General features: G+C 71.1%; 14 protein-coding genes. 9 read left to right on the top strand and 5 right to left on the bottom strand.

Going from position 1 to position 14,953, the window contains the following annotated elements:
* Nucleotides 1-9: 9 nt before the first annotated feature.
* The 5 genes from efp (at nt 10) to guaA (ending at nt 4,768) form a co-directional block, all read left to right on the top strand.
* The gene (efp, locus tag ACLIRP_RS13095) at nt 10-579 is read left to right on the top strand and encodes an elongation factor P (protein ID WP_412060908.1); all 570 of its coding nucleotides are present in this window, start codon (nt 10-12) and stop codon (nt 577-579) included.
* A 115-nt stretch (nt 580-694) separates the two neighbouring features.
* Nucleotides 695-1,207 (top strand): acetyl-CoA carboxylase biotin carboxyl carrier protein, encoded by a 513-nt coding sequence (gene accB / locus ACLIRP_RS13090; RefSeq protein ID WP_412060907.1) that lies wholly within the window; start codon nt 695-697, stop codon nt 1,205-1,207.
* 70 nt (nt 1,208-1,277) lie between these two features.
* Complete coding sequence (gene accC, locus ACLIRP_RS13085) at nt 1,278-2,624, top strand: acetyl-CoA carboxylase biotin carboxylase subunit (protein WP_412060906.1); 1,347 nt, start codon at nt 1,278-1,280, stop codon at nt 2,622-2,624.
* A gap of 91 nt (nt 2,625-2,715) precedes the next feature.
* Nucleotides 2,716-3,099 carry a glycine cleavage system protein GcvH gene (gene gcvH / locus ACLIRP_RS13080; protein WP_412060905.1) on the top strand — a complete coding sequence of 128 codons (384 nt, stop codon included), beginning with the start codon at nt 2,716-2,718 and terminating at the stop codon, nt 3,097-3,099.
* Between the two features lie 82 nt (nt 3,100-3,181).
* On the top strand, nt 3,182-4,768 hold the full coding sequence (gene guaA / locus ACLIRP_RS13075) for a glutamine-hydrolyzing GMP synthase (protein WP_412060904.1): 1,587 nt from the start codon (nt 3,182-3,184) through the stop codon (nt 4,766-4,768).
* Nucleotides 4,769-4,875: 107 nt separating this feature from the next.
* Here the strand turns inward: guaA and ACLIRP_RS13070 are convergent, their stop codons facing one another.
* Nucleotides 4,876-5,145: a PLDc N-terminal domain-containing protein gene (locus tag ACLIRP_RS13070; protein ID WP_412060903.1), complete on the bottom strand. Its 270-nt coding sequence runs from the start codon at nt 5,143-5,145 to the stop codon at nt 4,876-4,878.
* Nucleotides 5,146-5,230: 85 nt separating this feature from the next.
* Nucleotides 5,231-5,473 carry a hypothetical protein gene (locus tag ACLIRP_RS13065; RefSeq protein ID WP_412060902.1) on the bottom strand — a complete coding sequence of 81 codons (243 nt, stop codon included), beginning with the start codon at nt 5,471-5,473 and terminating at the stop codon, nt 5,231-5,233.
* Nucleotides 5,474-5,623: 150 nt separating this feature from the next.
* Here ACLIRP_RS13065 and dusB point away from each other — a divergent pair, with 150 nt between their 5' ends.
* The 4 genes from dusB (at nt 5,624) to ACLIRP_RS13045 (ending at nt 10,860) form a co-directional block, all read left to right on the top strand.
* A complete protein-coding gene (dusB, locus tag ACLIRP_RS13060; RefSeq protein WP_412060901.1) occupies nt 5,624-6,685 on the top strand; it encodes a tRNA dihydrouridine synthase DusB in 1,062 nt (353 codons plus the stop codon).
* Nucleotides 6,686-6,782: 97 nt separating this feature from the next.
* Nucleotides 6,783-7,682, top strand: a complete 900-nt coding sequence (locus ACLIRP_RS13055; RefSeq protein ID WP_412060900.1) for a DUF302 domain-containing protein — start codon at nt 6,783-6,785, stop codon at nt 7,680-7,682.
* A gap of 51 nt (nt 7,683-7,733) precedes the next feature.
* The gene (locus ACLIRP_RS13050; protein WP_412060899.1) at nt 7,734-9,068 is read left to right on the top strand and encodes an amidohydrolase family protein; all 1,335 of its coding nucleotides are present in this window, start codon (nt 7,734-7,736) and stop codon (nt 9,066-9,068) included.
* An 85-nt stretch (nt 9,069-9,153) separates the two neighbouring features.
* A complete protein-coding gene (locus ACLIRP_RS13045) occupies nt 9,154-10,860 on the top strand; it encodes a tetratricopeptide repeat protein (RefSeq protein ID WP_412060898.1) in 1,707 nt (568 codons plus the stop codon).
* A 72-nt stretch (nt 10,861-10,932) separates the two neighbouring features.
* On the opposite strand, the gene ACLIRP_RS13040 is transcribed toward ACLIRP_RS13045, so the two are convergent.
* From ACLIRP_RS13040 to ACLIRP_RS13030, 3 genes are all read right to left on the bottom strand, one after another.
* Nucleotides 10,933-11,571, bottom strand: a complete 639-nt coding sequence (locus ACLIRP_RS13040) for a hypothetical protein (RefSeq protein ID WP_412060897.1) — start codon at nt 11,569-11,571, stop codon at nt 10,933-10,935.
* 174 nt (nt 11,572-11,745) lie between these two features.
* Nucleotides 11,746-12,765, bottom strand: a complete 1,020-nt coding sequence (locus ACLIRP_RS13035; RefSeq protein WP_412060896.1) for a hypothetical protein — start codon at nt 12,763-12,765, stop codon at nt 11,746-11,748.
* A complete protein-coding gene (locus tag ACLIRP_RS13030) occupies nt 12,758-14,845 on the bottom strand; it encodes a hybrid sensor histidine kinase/response regulator (protein WP_412060895.1) in 2,088 nt (695 codons plus the stop codon). The genes ACLIRP_RS13035 and ACLIRP_RS13030 overlap by 8 nt, the downstream gene beginning before the upstream one ends.
* Nucleotides 14,846-14,953 lie beyond the last annotated feature (108 nt).

Here is a 14,953-nt window from a genome sequence, read left to right as displayed (position 1 = left end):
CGCCCTGCAATGGCTTCGACGCAAGATTTCCGAAACGGCCTCGTCCTCAGCTGGAAGCACGACCTCTGGCAGATCGTCGAGTTCCAGCACGTCAAGCCCGGCAAGGGCGGCGCGTTCGTGCGCTCGAAGCTCAAGAACGTCCGCAACGGCAAGATCGTCGACAACACGTTCCGGGCCGGCGAGAAGGTCGAGACGGCGCGCGTGGAGCGCCGCGACATGCAGTACCTCTACGCCGACGACCTCGGGCTCCACTTTATGAACACCGAGACCTACGAGCAGCGCTCGCTCCGGGCCGACATGGTGGACAAGAAGGACCTCATCAAGGAGGGCTCGAAGGTGATCATCCTGGTCGACGCCGGGACCGAGGAGCCGCTGACCGTCGAGCTCCCGCGCCAGGTGGACCTCACCGTCACCCAGACCGACCCCGGCCTCAAGGGCGACACGGCGACCGGCGCCACCAAGCCCGCCGTGATGGAGTCCGGCGCGACGATCTACGTCCCGCTGTTCATCAACGAGGGCGACGTGATCCGCGTGGACACGGAGACGTCGAGCTACATCACGCGCGTCACGGCGGCGTAGCCGCGGGGGCCGGGCGGCGCTGTGCACTCGGCCCGGCTCGTGCATTCGCGCCCGGCCGCTGCCGAAGGAGCGCGCGTTCGCGCCCGGGGTGTCCGTAGCTTCGGGGCCCTCTCGCGTGCCCGACCCCGTCCCCATGGACATGGACCTCGACAAGATCCAACGCCTCCTCGAACTCGTCGCTGAGAGCGGCCTGGACGAAGTGAAGGTGGAGGAAGGCGACTTCAAGCTGACCGTCCGCGCCAAGGCGCGCGTCGGGGCGGCCCCCGCCGCTCCCCAGATGATGATGGCGGCCCCGGCCGCCGCGCCCGCTGCTGCCCCCGCGGCGCCTGCCCCCGCAGCCGCCCCGCCCGCCGCGCCCGCGGCCCCCGCCGAGCCCGGCGCCGGCGCCAACGAGTCGCTCGTGCTGGCGCCCATCGTGGGCACGTTCTACGCGGCGGCCTCGCCGGACTCCGACCCGTTCGTCAAGGTCGGCGACCGCGTCGAAGTCGGCCAGACGCTGTGCATCATCGAGGCGATGAAGCTGATGAACGAGATCCAGGCCGAGGAGGCTGGGACCATCAAGCAGGCGCTCGTCGCGAACGCCCAGCCCGTCGAGTACGACCAGCCGCTGTTCGTCATCGAAAAGTAGACCGTAGGCCCTGGCGCGTGGTCCGCTGGGACCGCCCCCCACGCTCTACGTCCCACGCTCTACGCCCGCTATGATCAAAAAAGTCCTCATCGCCAACCGCGGCGAGATCGCGCTCCGCATCATCCGGACCTGCCGCGAGATGGGGATCGCCACGGTCGCCGTCTACTCCACGGCCGACCGCGACACGCTCGCCGTCAAGTTCGCCGACGAGGCCGTCTGCATCGGCCCGGCGCCGTCGGCCAAGAGCTACCTCCACATCCCGTCGATCATCGCGGCGGCCGAGGTGACCGGCGCGGACGCGATCCACCCCGGCTACGGGTTCCTGGCCGAGAACGCCGAGTTCGCGCGGATCTGCCAGGACCACGACCTCACCTTTATCGGGCCCCGGCCCGAGACGATCTCGTCGATGGGCGACAAGTCGGTCGCCAAGGACACCATGCGCGCGGCGGGCGTGCCCGTCGTGCCCGGCTCGGCGGGCGCCGTCGCGAACGTGGCCGAGGGGCTGGCGGCGGCGCGTGAGGCGGGCTTCCCCGTCATGATCAAGGCGTCGGCGGGGGGCGGCGGCAAGGGGATGCGGATGGCATCGACCGAGGCCGAGTTCGAAAAGCTCTTCGTGGCTGCGGGCACGGAGGCGATGAACGGCTTCGGCGACGACCGGCTCTACATCGAGAAGTTCGTCGAGGAGCCGCGCCACATCGAGATCCAGCTCGTCGGCGACGGGCAGGGCTCGGTCGTCCACTTTGGCGAGCGCGAGTGCTCGATCCAGCGCCGCCACCAGAAGCTGCTCGAAGAGGCGCCCTCGCCGATCATGGACGCCGACCTCCGCCGCCGCATGGGCGAGGCGGCGATCGCGGGCGCCGCGGCGGTCAATTACCGCGGCGCGGGCACGGTCGAGTTCCTGGTCGACAAGCACCGGGACTTCTACTTCATGGAGATGAACACCCGGATCCAGGTCGAGCACCCGGTGACGGAGGAGGTCACCAACACCGACCTTATCGAGTGGCAGCTCCGGGTCGCGGCCGGCGAGACCATCGACACGGGCGACAAGTCGCTGGTCGGCCACGCCATCGAGTGCCGGATCAACGCCGAGGACCCGTTCCGCAACTTCGCGCCAAGCCCCGGCACCATCACGGCGTTCCACAGCCCCAAGGGCCGGGGCGTCCGCTGCGACACGCACGTCTACGCCGGCTACACGGTCCCGCCGACGTACGACTCGATGATCGCCAAGCTCATCGTCCACGACACGACGCGCGAGCGGGCCATCGCCAAGATGCTCCGGGCCCTCGACGAGTTCATCATCGAGGGGCTCAAGACGACCGTCCCCTTCCACCAGCAGCTGCTCCAGGACCCCCGCTTCGTCGCGGGCGACTTCGACACGAAGTTCCTCGAGCGCTTCGAGCTCACGCCCCCGGCGTAGGGCACGGGGCAAGAGGGAGGAGGCAAGGGGCAGTCGTCCCAAAGCCTTTTCGCTGCTTGCCCCTTTCCCCCATCCCCCTTGCCTTCCCGTCATGGATTTCCCGTCTGACCTCCGCTACACGAAGGACCACGAGTGGGTCCGCCTCGACGACGACGGCCTGGCGGTCATCGGCGTCACCGACTACGCGCAAGGCGAGCTGGGCGACATCGTGTTCGTCGAGATCGAGGACGTCGGCACCGAGGTCGAGGCCGAGGGCTCGTTCGGGACCGTCGAGGCCGTCAAGACGGTGTCCGAGCTGTTCGCGCCCATCGCCGGCACGATCGAGGCCATCAACGAGGCGCTGGAGGACGCGCCCGAGACGGTCAACAGCGACCCCTACGGCGAGGGCTGGATGGCCAAGATCCGCCCGGCCGACGCCTCAGCGATCGAGGGGCTGCTCTCGGCCGAGGCGTACAAAGAGATGATCGGCGCCTAAGAGGGCAAGGGGCAGGAGGGATGAGGCAAGGGGCTTCTCACCGTCTGCCCCCTTTCCCCGTCCCCCTTCCCACTTCCCCCTCATGACTCACGAAACCGTCGTCATTCTCGATTTCGGGAGCCAGACGACCCAGCTGATCGCCCGGCGCGTCCGCGAGGCCGGCGTCTACTGCGAGATCCACCCGTGCACGCTGCCGGCGGCCGACGTCGCCGCGATGCAGCCCAGCGGGCTCATCCTGTCCGGTGGGCCGATGTCGGTCTACGACGAGGCCGGCCCCCAGCTCGACCCGGCCCTGCTGGCGCTCACCCAGCCCGGCACCGACGAGAAGGTGCCCGTGCTCGGGATCTGCTACGGGCTTCAGGCGCTGGCGCACGCGCTCGGCGGCGGCGTCGAGGCGTCGGACCACCGCGAGTTCGGGCGGTCGCCGCTCGTCTCGCACGAGGAGAACCCGCTGTTTCGGGGCGTCCCGGCGGGCTCGGTCGTCTGGATGAGCCACGGCGACCACCTGACCAAGTTGCCCGCCGGCTTCCGCGCGATCGCGGCGACCGACAACGCGCCGATCGCCGCCGTCGCCGCCGAGCCCGACTCGGGCCACGGGCCGATCTACGGCGTCCAGTTCCACCCCGAGGTGGTCCACTCCGAGCACGGCGCGACGATGCTGGGCAACTTCGTCCGCGACGTCTGCGGCCTGCGCGGCGACTGGACGACGGACTCGTTTATCGACGACAAGGTGGCCGAGATCCGCGCGCAGGTCGGCGACGACCACGTGATCCTGGGCCTCAGCGGCGGTGTCGACTCGTCGGTCGCCGCGGCCCTCTTGCACCGTGCCATCGGCGACCAGCTGACGTGCGTGTTCGTGGACAACGGCCTGTTGCGCGCCGGCGAGTTCGAGCAGGTTCAGAAGACGTTTGCCGACGGCTTCGACATCGACCTGGTCGCCGTCGACGCCAGCGAGCGGTTCTTGGGCGAGCTGGCGGACGTGGCCGACCCTGAGGCCAAGCGCAAGATCATCGGGCGGGTCTTTATCGAGGTCTTCGAGGACGCCACCGAGGCCATCACCGCGCGGCTCGGTGCGAAGCCCCGGTTCCTCGCCCAGGGCACGCTCTACCCGGACGTGATCGAGTCGGTCAGCTTTAAGGGGCCGAGCGCTACCATCAAGAGCCACCACAACGTCGGCGGGCTCCCCGAGGAGCTCGGGTTCGAGCTGCTGGAGCCGTTCCGCGAGCTGTTCAAGGACGAGGTCCGCGAGGTGGGCCGAGAGCTTGGCGTGCCCGACGCCATCATCCGCCGGCACCCGTTCCCCGGGCCCGGGCTGGCGGTCCGCGTGCTCGGCCCGGTCACGCGCCAAGCGTGCGACCTGCTCCGCCGTGCCGACACGATCTGGCTCGAGGAGCTGGAGTCGTCGGGCACGTACGACGACGTGTGGCAGGCCTTCGCCGTGCTCCTCCCGATCCGCAGCGTCGGCGTGATGGGCGACTTCCGGACCTACGAGCAGGCCGTCTGCCTGCGCGCGGTGACGTCGACGGACGGGATGACGGCGGACTGGGCGCACCTCCCGTACGAAGTCCTCGGCCGGGCGTCGAACCGCATCATCAACGAGGTCCGCGGCATCAACCGGGTCGCCTATGACGTGTCCTCGAAGCCGCCGGCGACCATCGAGTGGGAGTAGGGGCCGGGTGCTGACTCCGGCCGCCTCGCTTGCTGTAGCGAGGCCCCAAACAGACGACGCCCTCCGCTCGGCAAGAGCAGAGGGCGTCGCCAGCTGGTTGGGTCGGGTCAGGCCTTCGGTCCCCAGATCCACCACGCGATCAGGCCGACTACGGGGAAGAAGAAGATCACGGCGCCCCACAGGAGCTTCGAGCCCGTGTCGGCCGAGCTGTTCGCCAGCTTGACGAACGCGAGCACGACGAACACGATGTGGATGAGGCCGCAGACGCCGGGCCAGCCGCCCGAGATGAGGGACAAGGCGTTGTCGCCGCCGCAGCCGGAGAGGGCGACGACGACGGCGCCGAGGACGAGGGCGGGGAGGAGTCGGAAGCGGGTCATGGCGTTGGGGGACGGCGGGGGAGAGGGGCTCGCGCGGTGTCTGGGGGGCGGCGCTCAACGAGCGCTGGTTGACGGGGTCGTCCCGCTAGCGCTGATTGTCGCGGACGACGCGCTGGCCCCAGAACAGGAACACCAGCAGGCCGACGACCGGCACGCAGAAGAGGAGGATCAGCAGCAGCTTGGTGCCGAAGGCCAGGTACGTCTTCCAGGTCGCGAGCGCCGCGAGCAGCGCCAGCACGCCGTTGAGGACGGCGAGGAGCGTGATGAGAAGCGTCTTGGCGAGGCCCGCGAGCGTGGCGGCCAGGGTGGCAGCGAGGACGAGGCTCATGGTGTCAGGGGGGAGGATCGGGCGCCCTACGGCGGGGCCGGAACGCGGGTTGCACCGATCGTTGTGGAAACAGACGATTGGGCCCCGCGCGTCTGAAAACTCGCATTCCCTCCAAAACCCGCCGCCGACCAAACGGTAGGTTTCCGTCCCATGCACATCGCCCACCTCGACCTCGGCCCGCGTCCGCTCCTCCTCGCCCCGATGGAGGACGTGTCGGACCCGCCGTTCCGCCTGCTCTGCAAGCGGTACGGCGCCGACCTGCTGTACACCGAGTTTATCTCGTCGGGCGGGCTCGTCCACGGCGCGCGCGGCTCGGTCCAGAAGCTCGAGTTCTACGAGGAGGAGCGGCCGGTCGGCATCCAGATCTTCGGCGGCGAGATCGACCAGGTCCGAGAGGCCGCGGCGATCGCGGACGCCCAGAACCCGGACCTCATCGACATCAACTTTGGGTGCCCTGTCAAAAAGGTCGTCTGCAAGGACGGTGGGGCGGGGATCCTGCGCAACCTGGGCAAGATGGAGGCCATCACGGCTGCCGTCATCGAGGCCTCGACGCGGCCCGTGACGGTCAAGACGCGACTCGGTTGGGACGACACCTCGATCCGCATCGAGGAGGTGGCCCGGATGCTGGAGGAGACCGGCATCGCGGCGCTTGCGGTCCACGCCCGGACGCGCGCCCAGATGTACCGCGCCGAGGCGCGCTGGGAGTGGTTCCCCAAGATCAAGGCCGCCCTGCGCGACATCCCGCTTATCGGCAACGGCGACGCGTCGACGCCCGAGCGCGTCCGCGACATGTTCGACGAGACCGGCGTGGACGCCGTGATGATCGGGCGCGGCGCGATCGGCAACCCGTGGATCTTCCGCGACACGAAGGCCTTCCTCGAGTTCGGCGAGACGCCCGACCCGCCGTCGTGGGAGGAGCGCGTGGCCGTCGTGGCCGAGCACCTGACGCTGAAGGCGGCGTGGCTCGGCGAGCGCAAGGGGGTCTTGGAGATGCGCCGGATGTACGGCGGCTACTTCAAGGGCCACCGCGGCGCCAGCCAGCTCCGGATGCGACTCATGGAGCACGGCGACACGGCCGGCGTGCTGGAGCTGCTCCACAACTGGCGGCCCGAGGACGAGGAGACGTCGGTGCCGGTCGCCCGTGCGGTCAAGCCGGCGGCGATTTCGGCCCGCCTGCCCCGCCCGGCCCGGCTCCCCGAGCGCGCGGCGTAGCCCGCCCGCCGGTCGGGAGATCCCCCGCTTGCGGGTGCGGCGGACCACCGGGCCGGCCGACTGGTTGGAGAGGCCTTTCCAATTCCCTCTTCTCCCGATGACCATCCGCCTCCTCGTCGCCCTCGCCCTGGTCGCGACGGGCTGCTCCACCACCGAGGAGGCCGCCCTCCCCGCCGTCCCCGGGCTGGCGGTCGCTGAGAGCGACGCCGACGTGGGCACGTCCTTCGCTCGCCTGACCGCCGCCCTCGACGCCGCCGAGCCCGTCGGCATCGTCGCCGGGGTGGACCACGCGAGCAACGCGGCGACGGCAGGACTGAGCTTGCGCCCGACGCGCGTCGTCCTCTTTGGCAACCCCGCACTCGGCACGCCGCTGATGCAGGCCAACCCGCAAGCGGGCCTCGACCTGCCCCAGAAGGTGCTGGTGTTCGAGGACCCCGAAGGCCGCACCGTCGTCGCCTACAACACCACGGACTACCTCGCGCGCCGCCACGGCGTCGGGGGCGTCTCCACGCTGTCCCAGATCGACGGGGCGCTGGCGATGTTCGCCCGCACCGCCGCAGGCGACGACGCGACGATCACCCCGACCTCCGCCGCGAGCGTCGCCCGCGACCAGGGCGTCGTCTCCGTCGCCAGTGACGACGACGTGGCGACGGTCTACGCCCGCTTGCGGGCCGCCGTCGACGGCAACCCGAACCTGACGATCGTCGCCGAGCTGGACCACCAGGCGAACGCGGCGTCGGTCGGGATGACGCTCCCGCCGATCCGCCTGATCGTCTTCGGCAACCCGGCGCTCGGGACCCCGCTGATGGTGGCCGGGCAGACGGTCGGGATCGACCTGCCGCAGAAGATGCTCGTCTATCGGAGCGCCAGCGGGGGCTCCGTCGTGGCGTACAACGACCCGGGCTACCTCGCCAGCCGCCACGGGCTGGGGACGCCCGGCGAGGTCGCCACCATCCGTGGCGCGCTCGACGCGCTCGCGACGGCGGCGACGGAGTAGCGCGGGCCGGCAGGTGCGGCTAGACTCCGGGCCCCACCCGCCCCTGTCGTGATGCGCCTCATTCTCCTCCTCGCCGCCCTGCTGACTACGTCGACCCTGTTCGGGTTGGCGGCTCCCGTCGCCGCCCAGACGCTCGTCCACTGCGGCACCCTCCTCGACCCGGCGACGTCTGCCGAGCCGATGCGCGAGCGGACGGTCGTCGTCGCGGACGGCCGTGTCGCTGAGGTCGCCCCAGGCTTTCGCGCCCCGACGGCCGGGCAGACCGTCGTCGACCTGAGGACCGCGACGTGCATGCCGGGCCTCATCGACAGCCACACGCACCTGACGAGCGAGAGCCGCAAGGACGGCTACATCGACGGGTTCCGGCTCAACGCCGCCGACCGCGTGCTCCAGGCCGTCCAGTTCGCCCGCTCCACCCTGATGGCCGGCTTCACGACCGTCCGCGACGTGGGCGGCGGCGAGGGCGCCGACTACGCGCTCCGCGACGCCATCAACCGCGGCGACATCGAAGGCCCCCGCATGTTCGTGGCCGGCAAGAGCCTGTCCATCATGGGCGGCCACGCCGACGCCACCAACTCGTACCGCGAGGACATTGTCGGCGTCCCGGACGAGACGCAAGGCGTCGTCAACGGCGTCGAGTCGGCGCAGCTGGCCGTTCGGCTGGCGATCAAGCGCGGCTCGGACTTGATCAAGTTCACGGCGACCGGCGGCGTGCTCTCGCTCCAGGGCGACGGCTCGGGCGCGCACTTTACCGAGGCCGAGATGCGGGCCATCATCGAGGCCGCGAACGCGCGCGGGCTGACCGTCGCGTCGCACGCGCACGGCGACGCGGGCATGGCGATGGCCGTCCGCGCCGGCGTCTCGTCGATCGAGCACGGCACCTACATGTCCGACGCGACGATGGCGCTGATGCGCGAGCGCGGGACGTACCTCGTGCCCACGATCACCGCCGGCAAGTCGGTCGCCGACTCGGCCCGGATCGAGGGGTACTACACGCCGGTCGTGACCCAGAAGTCGCTGACGATCGGGCCGCTCATCCAGGACACCTTCCGCCGCGCGTACGCCGCCGGCGTGCCCATCGCCTTCGGAACCGACGCGGGCGTCTTCCGCCACGGCCGCAACGGCCGCGAGTTCGTCTACATGGAGGAGGTCGGCGTCCCGTTCATGGAGGCCCTCCGCTTTGCGACCGTCAACGCCGCCGACCTGCTGGGCCGCGGCGACCAGCTCGGCGCGCTCCAGCCCGGCCACGTCGCCGACCTCGTCGCCGTCATGGGCGACCCGCTGACGGACGCCTCGGCGATGCTCGACGTGTCTTTCGTGATGAAGGACGGCCGCGTCGTCAAGCGCGACGGCGCGTTCGTCCCGCTGCCGGCCCGCGCGGAGTAGACCCGCCTGCCTTGGGTCCGAGGCGCACGAGGTCGCCGGACAAGCATGCGGCTCTATGTTGCAGGCTCCGCGAACTCGTGTCGCCATGGCCCTTCCCTCTCTCGACGGGATCAAGGAGCGCAAGCTTGTCCAGTGGGGGTTGGCCTACCTCGCGGGTGCTTGGCTCGTCCTCCAGGTCGTCGCCGTGCTCGGGGCGACGTACGGCTGGCCCAGCGGCCTGCTCCGCGCCGTGCCAGTGCTGCTCGGGGTTGGCTTCTTGGTCGCACTCGTGGTGGCGTGGTACCACGGCGAGCGGGGCGCGCAGCGGGCGAGCGGCCCCGAGCTGGCGATCCTGACGGTGCTGCTGGTCCTCGCGGGGGTCGGCGTGATGCTCGTCGGTGGGGGCGCGGACGCGGCGGAGAACGCGGAGGCCGGGATGGAGCCCGCCTTAGCCCCCGAGGTGGACTGGACGACCATCGCCGTGCTCCCGTTCGAGACCGTGGGCGGCGAGGACTACATCGCCGACGGGCTGACCGACGAACTCATCCAGACCCTGGGCCGCGTGCCGGGGCTCCAGGTCACCGCGCGCACGTCCGCGTTCGCCTTCAAGGGCTCCGACGCCCGAGCGGACTCCATCGGCCGGGCGCTGGGCGTGGCGCACCTGGTGGAGGGCACCGTACGGACGGTGGGCGACCAACTGCGGGTGACAGCGAGCCTGGTGGACGCGGAGACGGGGCGCCAGGCGTGGTCGGAGACGTACAACCGGGAGCTCGCCGACGTGCTGGGGTTGCAGGAAGAGATCGCGCGGGCGATCGCCTTCAAGCTCCGGGCGCGGGTGGGCAGTGCGGCGCGGGTCGGGCGGCCGTCTACGGATCCGGAGGCGTACCTCCTCACGCTCCGCGGACACGCCATCCAGTCTGGGGGCGGCGACGCATATACCGAATTGCCTGGGATCTATGCAGAGGCGATCGCGCGGGACAGCACCTACGCACCGGCGTGGGCCGGGCTCGCCAATATGCACCAGACCATTGTGGAAACCGATTCTGCTGAGGACATTGATGCCGAATGGGAGGCGGTGCGAGCGGCGGCCAATCGGGCGATCGAACTCGACCCGAGGGTGGCCCTGGCCCACACGATGCTCGGCCAGGTGGCCTATGCCTATGACGGGGATCTTGCCGCCGCGCAAGCCCACTACGAACGGGCCGTCGAGGCAACCCCGAGCGATGCGCTGGCTTGGGCGAGGCTCGGGTTCACCCGCCAGTTCTGGGGCGACGAAGAGGGGGCGCTCCGGGCCGTCGAGCAGGCCGTGGCGATCGATCCCCTAAGCCCAGGGTCACTGATGTGGTCCGGACTGGTCTATCTCGCGGCCGGGAAGACGGGGCGGGCTCTCGAATTGATGCGGGCCGCGTACGCCCTCTTCCCCAACTTCGGCACGGCCACGTGGCTCGCCGAGTTCCTAGTCGTCGCGGGGCACAGTGGAGAGGCGATTGCGCTATTACGTCCGTACGTGGAGGAGCGCCCGAGCTATCAATTTGGTCAACAGGTGCTCGCGTATGCGTACGCGCGGACGGGAGACCGGCGGAGCGCCGAGCGGCATCTGTCCCAGATCACGGACCCGCACACCCCGCGGGCGTGGGTCGAGGTCGCGTTCGGGAACACCGATGCGGCGTTCGCCGCGCTGGAGCGGTCGGTCGCCGCCAGCGAGCCCTACATGGAGGACCTGGTGGTGTACCCGGAGCTCATCCCGCTCCACGACGATCCCCGGTGGGCGGGCCTCGTCGCGCGCGTCCGGGCCGGGGCCGGGCAGCGGTAGCCGATGGGTCGGCCCTCGGCGAGCGGTGCTCGCCTGATCGGAGACGCTGGGCGCGCTCCGCCAAGCACCTCGCTACGACCGCCGCCGCGCGTCTTCGGCCCGCGCGACGAGCCGCGCCCGGCGCAAGCCGAGCACGGCCCGCTCGTGGCGGAGGTCCGAGCGACGCTGGCTCAGCATCTGGCCGTGGCGTGCCGTCGCGCTCGCGACCGCCTGGTGCTCGCCGCTCCGCTCCGCCAGCGCGTCGTTCCAGTCGCGGAGGTCGGCGGCGTCCGCCTCCAGCCGGTCCGCCTGGCGGCGCAGGCGGGCGACCGCCTCGGCGTAAGCGCGGCGCTCGCGCGGGCCGCTCCGGTAGCGGACGAGGTCGTCGTACATCGCCTGCACGCGGCCCGACTCCATCTCGAAGAGGCGCCGGTCGGCGTCGAACGCCCGCGCGCGGTCTTGGTACGCGGGCCGCTCGGTGTCGGGGACGTTGAGATACCGGAACGTCTCGCGGACGCCCGCGATCTCGCGGTCCAGCCCGGCGATCTCGACGTCGAGCTCGGCCAGCCGGCGGTCGATGGCGGCGACCGTGCGGAGCCCGTCGGCCGGGTGCGGCGTGACGCGCATCCACCGCGAGGCGACCGTGTCGTCGGCGTACCGGTGAACGTGCTGGGCGCTGGCGGCGGTGGTCAGGCCGAGGGCCAGCAGGAGGGCGGGGGCGAGAAGGCGCATCGGGGCGAGGGAGAGAGGCCCACAGTGTAGAGCGCGAGCGCTCCCCGACCATTCAGCAATCCCCCGGTTTCCCATGCCCGCACAAGCGCCATAGCAGCGACGGGCTCGCGAGCACGGCCAGCACCCCATCGGCTGCCCGGTCACGAACCCGTCGACGCCGTGGCGACGGCGGTGCTAGCTGGCCTCCTCAGTCATGGGGAGGAACGACGGGCCACGCTTGATGTGGAGGAACAGGTTGATCCCCTGAGGCTCTCGGCCGATGCGGATGTCTTCGGGCGCCACGCCGCACGCCATCGCGAGTTCGATGAGCTCGTCCTCCGAGCGGTAGTGGAGCTCCCAGTCGCCGATGACCTCCATGTAGTCGCGCGTCGCGTTCTCGCAGAAGTTGCCGACGACGAGCTCGCCCCCCTCGGCCAGCATCTCGAGCAGCCGCTCGAGGAGGAACTTGAACCCCCGGTCGCCGAAGTAGTCGAACAGCCCGGCCGACCAGATCAGCCCGTAGCGGTGGGCCGACGTGAAGCGGAGGGCGTTGGCGTGGTAGAACGCGACCCGGTCGAGGTACGGGGCGCACACGTGGCGGGCGTAGGCGATGGCGTCGGCGTCGGCGTCCACGCAGTCGACGGCCACGCCGGTGGCCGAGCCGCCGGCGTCCCCGAAAAACTCGGCGACGTCGCGGGCCGGCCCGCTCGCCACGTTGAGGACGCGCGCGCCGCCGGACTGGGCGAACGCGCCCAGGAGGTCGACGACGTACGCCTTCCGGTTGCGGACCGCGCGGGGCCCGGCCTGGCTGTGGAAGTAGAGGTCCCAGTTGCGGAGGTCCGGGTCGTCCGTGACGTGCTCGCGGTACATCCGGTCGATGATCTCGAAGTCGCCGGAGTACCCGTGCGGCTTGCGGAGGCTGAGGCCCTGGTTGGTCCCGAGCGAGAGGGCCGGCCCGAACGCCGCGCGGACGGCGCGGAGCTCGCCGTCGGCGATCCGCCCGGTCCGGAGCTCGCTGGCGACGTAGGCGAGCCAGCGGTCGAACGCGGCGTACTCGCCGGGGCGCGGGCCGCCCTGGGCCACCATCCGCTCGACGAACGCGAGGTGCTGCCCGATCGAGACGGCGTCGGCCGGCCGGACGAGGAGGGGGAGGTCGGGGGGCGAGATGGCCACGGCACCGCCGTCGCCCTCAGCCGGGGGGGATAAGTCACGCATGGATGGAGAGGGAAGGAGCGGTCTCCGTCGACGCCCCGTCGCCCGAGAGGGCGAAGAGGTCGAGGACGAGGGACCGGATCTCGTGCGAGGTAAACGGCTTGGAGAGGTAGGCGTCGAACCCGGAGGCGAGGAACCGCTCGCGGTCGCCGGGCATGGCGTAGGCCGTCATGGCGGCGGCCGGGGTGGAGGCGTGGGCCGGGAGGCCCCGGAGCGCGCGGAGCACGTCGACCCCGTCGCGGTCGGCGGTCAGGTTGATGTCGAGGACGAAGGCGTCGTAGGACCGGCGCGCGGCGAGGGCCACGGCCTCGTCGGGGCCGGCGGCCGTCTCGACCCGGCACACCGAGGACAGGCGGTTGGCGATGAGCTCGCGGGTCTCGGTGTTGTCCTCGACGACGAGGACCCGCCGGCGGCCGGCGGGCCCGGCCACGAGGAGCGCGGCGGAGGACCACGCGGGCTCGGGCTCGGCTTCGGCAGCGGGGAGCCCGACCGTGAACGTCGAGCCGACGCCCCGCTCGCTCTGCACCTCGATCTCGCCGTCGAGCACCTCGACGAGCCGCTTGGTGATGGCCAGGCCGAGCCCGCTGCCCTCGTGGCTCCGGCCCAGCCCCGTCGACTCCTGCTGGAACTCCTCGAAGAGCCGCGGCAGGAACGCCGGGCTCACCCCGACCCCCGTGTCGCGGACGTCGACGACCACCCGGCCCGGCCGGGACCGGACCGTCACGACGATCTCCCCCCGATCGGTGAACTTGATCGCGTTGCCGACGAGGTTGCTCACGATCCGGTCGAAGCACCCGGGGTCCGTCTTGGCCACGGCCTCGTGGGACTGGACGACGAGCCGGAGGTCGAGCCCCTTCTGGAGCGCGAGCGGGCGGAGCAGCGCGAGCGACTCCTGGAGGTGGGCCGCGAGGTCGACCGGGCGGACGCGGAGGTGGGTGGCCCCGGCCTCGAGCTGGGCCAGCCCCAAGACCGAGTTGACCGTGGCGTGGAGCCGGCGCCCGCCCTGGAGCACGCTCTCGGCCGCCTCGCGCTGGGGCCCCTCGACCTCCTCGGCGAGGACCTCGGCGAACCCGAGGATCGCCGTGAGGGGGGTCCGGAGCTCGTGGCTCATGTTGTTGAGCAGGTTCGTCCGGAGCGCGAGGAGCTCCTCGGCCCGCTCCTTGGCCTGGATCAGCTGGGTCTCGTAGTGGAGCCGCTCCGTGGCATCGCGGAGGATGGCCTGGACGAGGGGCCGGCCGTCGACGTCGATCAGGCCCGCGCTGACGTCGACGGGCGTCGTCCCGCCGGCCTTGTTGGCGACGTAGAGGTCGGCGGGGACCGGGGCCCCCCCGAACACGTGGGCCCGGAACTGCGCCGAGGCGCGCTCGCGGTCCCCGTCCGGGAACAGGTCGTCGAGCCGAGTCCGCCGGACGGCCTCCCGCGTGAGCCCGGTCAGCTGGAGGGCCATCTCGTTGACGTCGACGAGCAGGTTCGTCTCGGGGTCGGCGATGACGATGGCGTCGTTCGCCGCGTTCATGAGCGTGTGGAACCGGTGCTCCGAGGCCTCGACCGAGCCCTCGGCGCGGAGCCGGGCCTCGGCCGCGACGTAGATGATGAGGGCCGTCGAGGCCACGCACGCCCACAGGATCCACAAGCTGACCGGCCCGCCGGCCCGGCCGGTCGCTGCGGCCGCCACCACGGCCGCCCCGACGAGCACGATGACGAACCCGAGGTACCGGGTGAGCGGGGCCGTCTGCCGCCGGAGCCCCAGGCTAAACGCGATCCCCATCGCCATGAAGGCGAAGAGCGCGCCCAGCGCGTAGTTCGGCGAGAACCCGTTGAGCGCCGTGAGCCCGACGAGGTACACAACGAACACGTAGAAGTACCCCTGGACGAGCCGGAGGAAGTTCTGCGCCACCCACTCGACCATGTACGAGAGCGAGAGGAGGAGCAACAGCCCCACCGAGACCAACAAGCGGCCCCAGAGCGGGTCGAAGCCGCCCGGGTCCGTCGCCTGGTAGACCGCCCCGAACACCGGGTTCAGCGCGGCGGCGATGACGCAGAACACGCGGTACGTGCTCCGGTGGAGGTCGCCGGAATCCATCCAGAGCGGGCCGGGAGGAGAGGAGTCCGTAGACATATGCGAACAGACGCGGGGCTGTGTAACGATCCCCCGAGCCGTCAGGGGGTGGGCTTCCCGCTCGTGATCGAG

Source organism: Rubrivirga halophila (assembly GCF_046845755.1).
Classification (GTDB): domain Bacteria; phylum Bacteroidota; class Rhodothermia; order Rhodothermales; family Rubricoccaceae; genus Rubrivirga.
This window is presented reverse-complemented; position numbering and strand designations above follow the sequence as displayed.

Bases quoted from the DNA above. Each gene is read 5' to 3' on its own strand.
- efp (WP_412060908.1), top strand. From the start codon at position 10: ATGGCTTCGACGCAAGATTTCCGAAACGGCCTCGTCCTCAGCTGGAAG.
- accC (WP_412060906.1), top strand. From the start codon at position 1,278: ATGATCAAAAAAGTCCTCATCGCCAACCGCGGCGAGATCGCGCTCCGC.
- gcvH (WP_412060905.1), top strand. From the start codon at position 2,716: ATGGATTTCCCGTCTGACCTCCGCTACACGAAGGACCACGAGTGGGTC.
- guaA (WP_412060904.1), top strand. From the start codon at position 3,182: ATGACTCACGAAACCGTCGTCATTCTCGATTTCGGGAGCCAGACGACC.
- ACLIRP_RS13070 (WP_412060903.1), bottom strand. From the start codon at position 5,145: ATGACCCGCTTCCGACTCCTCCCCGCCCTCGTCCTCGGCGCCGTCGTC.
- ACLIRP_RS13065 (WP_412060902.1), bottom strand. From the start codon at position 5,473: ATGAGCCTCGTCCTCGCTGCCACCCTGGCCGCCACGCTCGCGGGCCTC.
- dusB (WP_412060901.1), top strand. From the start codon at position 5,624: ATGCACATCGCCCACCTCGACCTCGGCCCGCGTCCGCTCCTCCTCGCC.
- ACLIRP_RS13055 (WP_412060900.1), top strand. From the start codon at position 6,783: ATGACCATCCGCCTCCTCGTCGCCCTCGCCCTGGTCGCGACGGGCTGC.
- ACLIRP_RS13050 (WP_412060899.1), top strand. From the start codon at position 7,734: ATGCGCCTCATTCTCCTCCTCGCCGCCCTGCTGACTACGTCGACCCTG.
- ACLIRP_RS13045 (WP_412060898.1), top strand. From the start codon at position 9,154: ATGGCCCTTCCCTCTCTCGACGGGATCAAGGAGCGCAAGCTTGTCCAG.
- ACLIRP_RS13040 (WP_412060897.1), bottom strand. From the start codon at position 11,571: ATGCGCCTTCTCGCCCCCGCCCTCCTGCTGGCCCTCGGCCTGACCACC.
- ACLIRP_RS13035 (WP_412060896.1), bottom strand. From the start codon at position 12,765: ATGCGTGACTTATCCCCCCCGGCTGAGGGCGACGGCGGTGCCGTGGCC.
- ACLIRP_RS13030 (WP_412060895.1), bottom strand. From the start codon at position 14,845: ATGGATTCCGGCGACCTCCACCGGAGCACGTACCGCGTGTTCTGCGTC.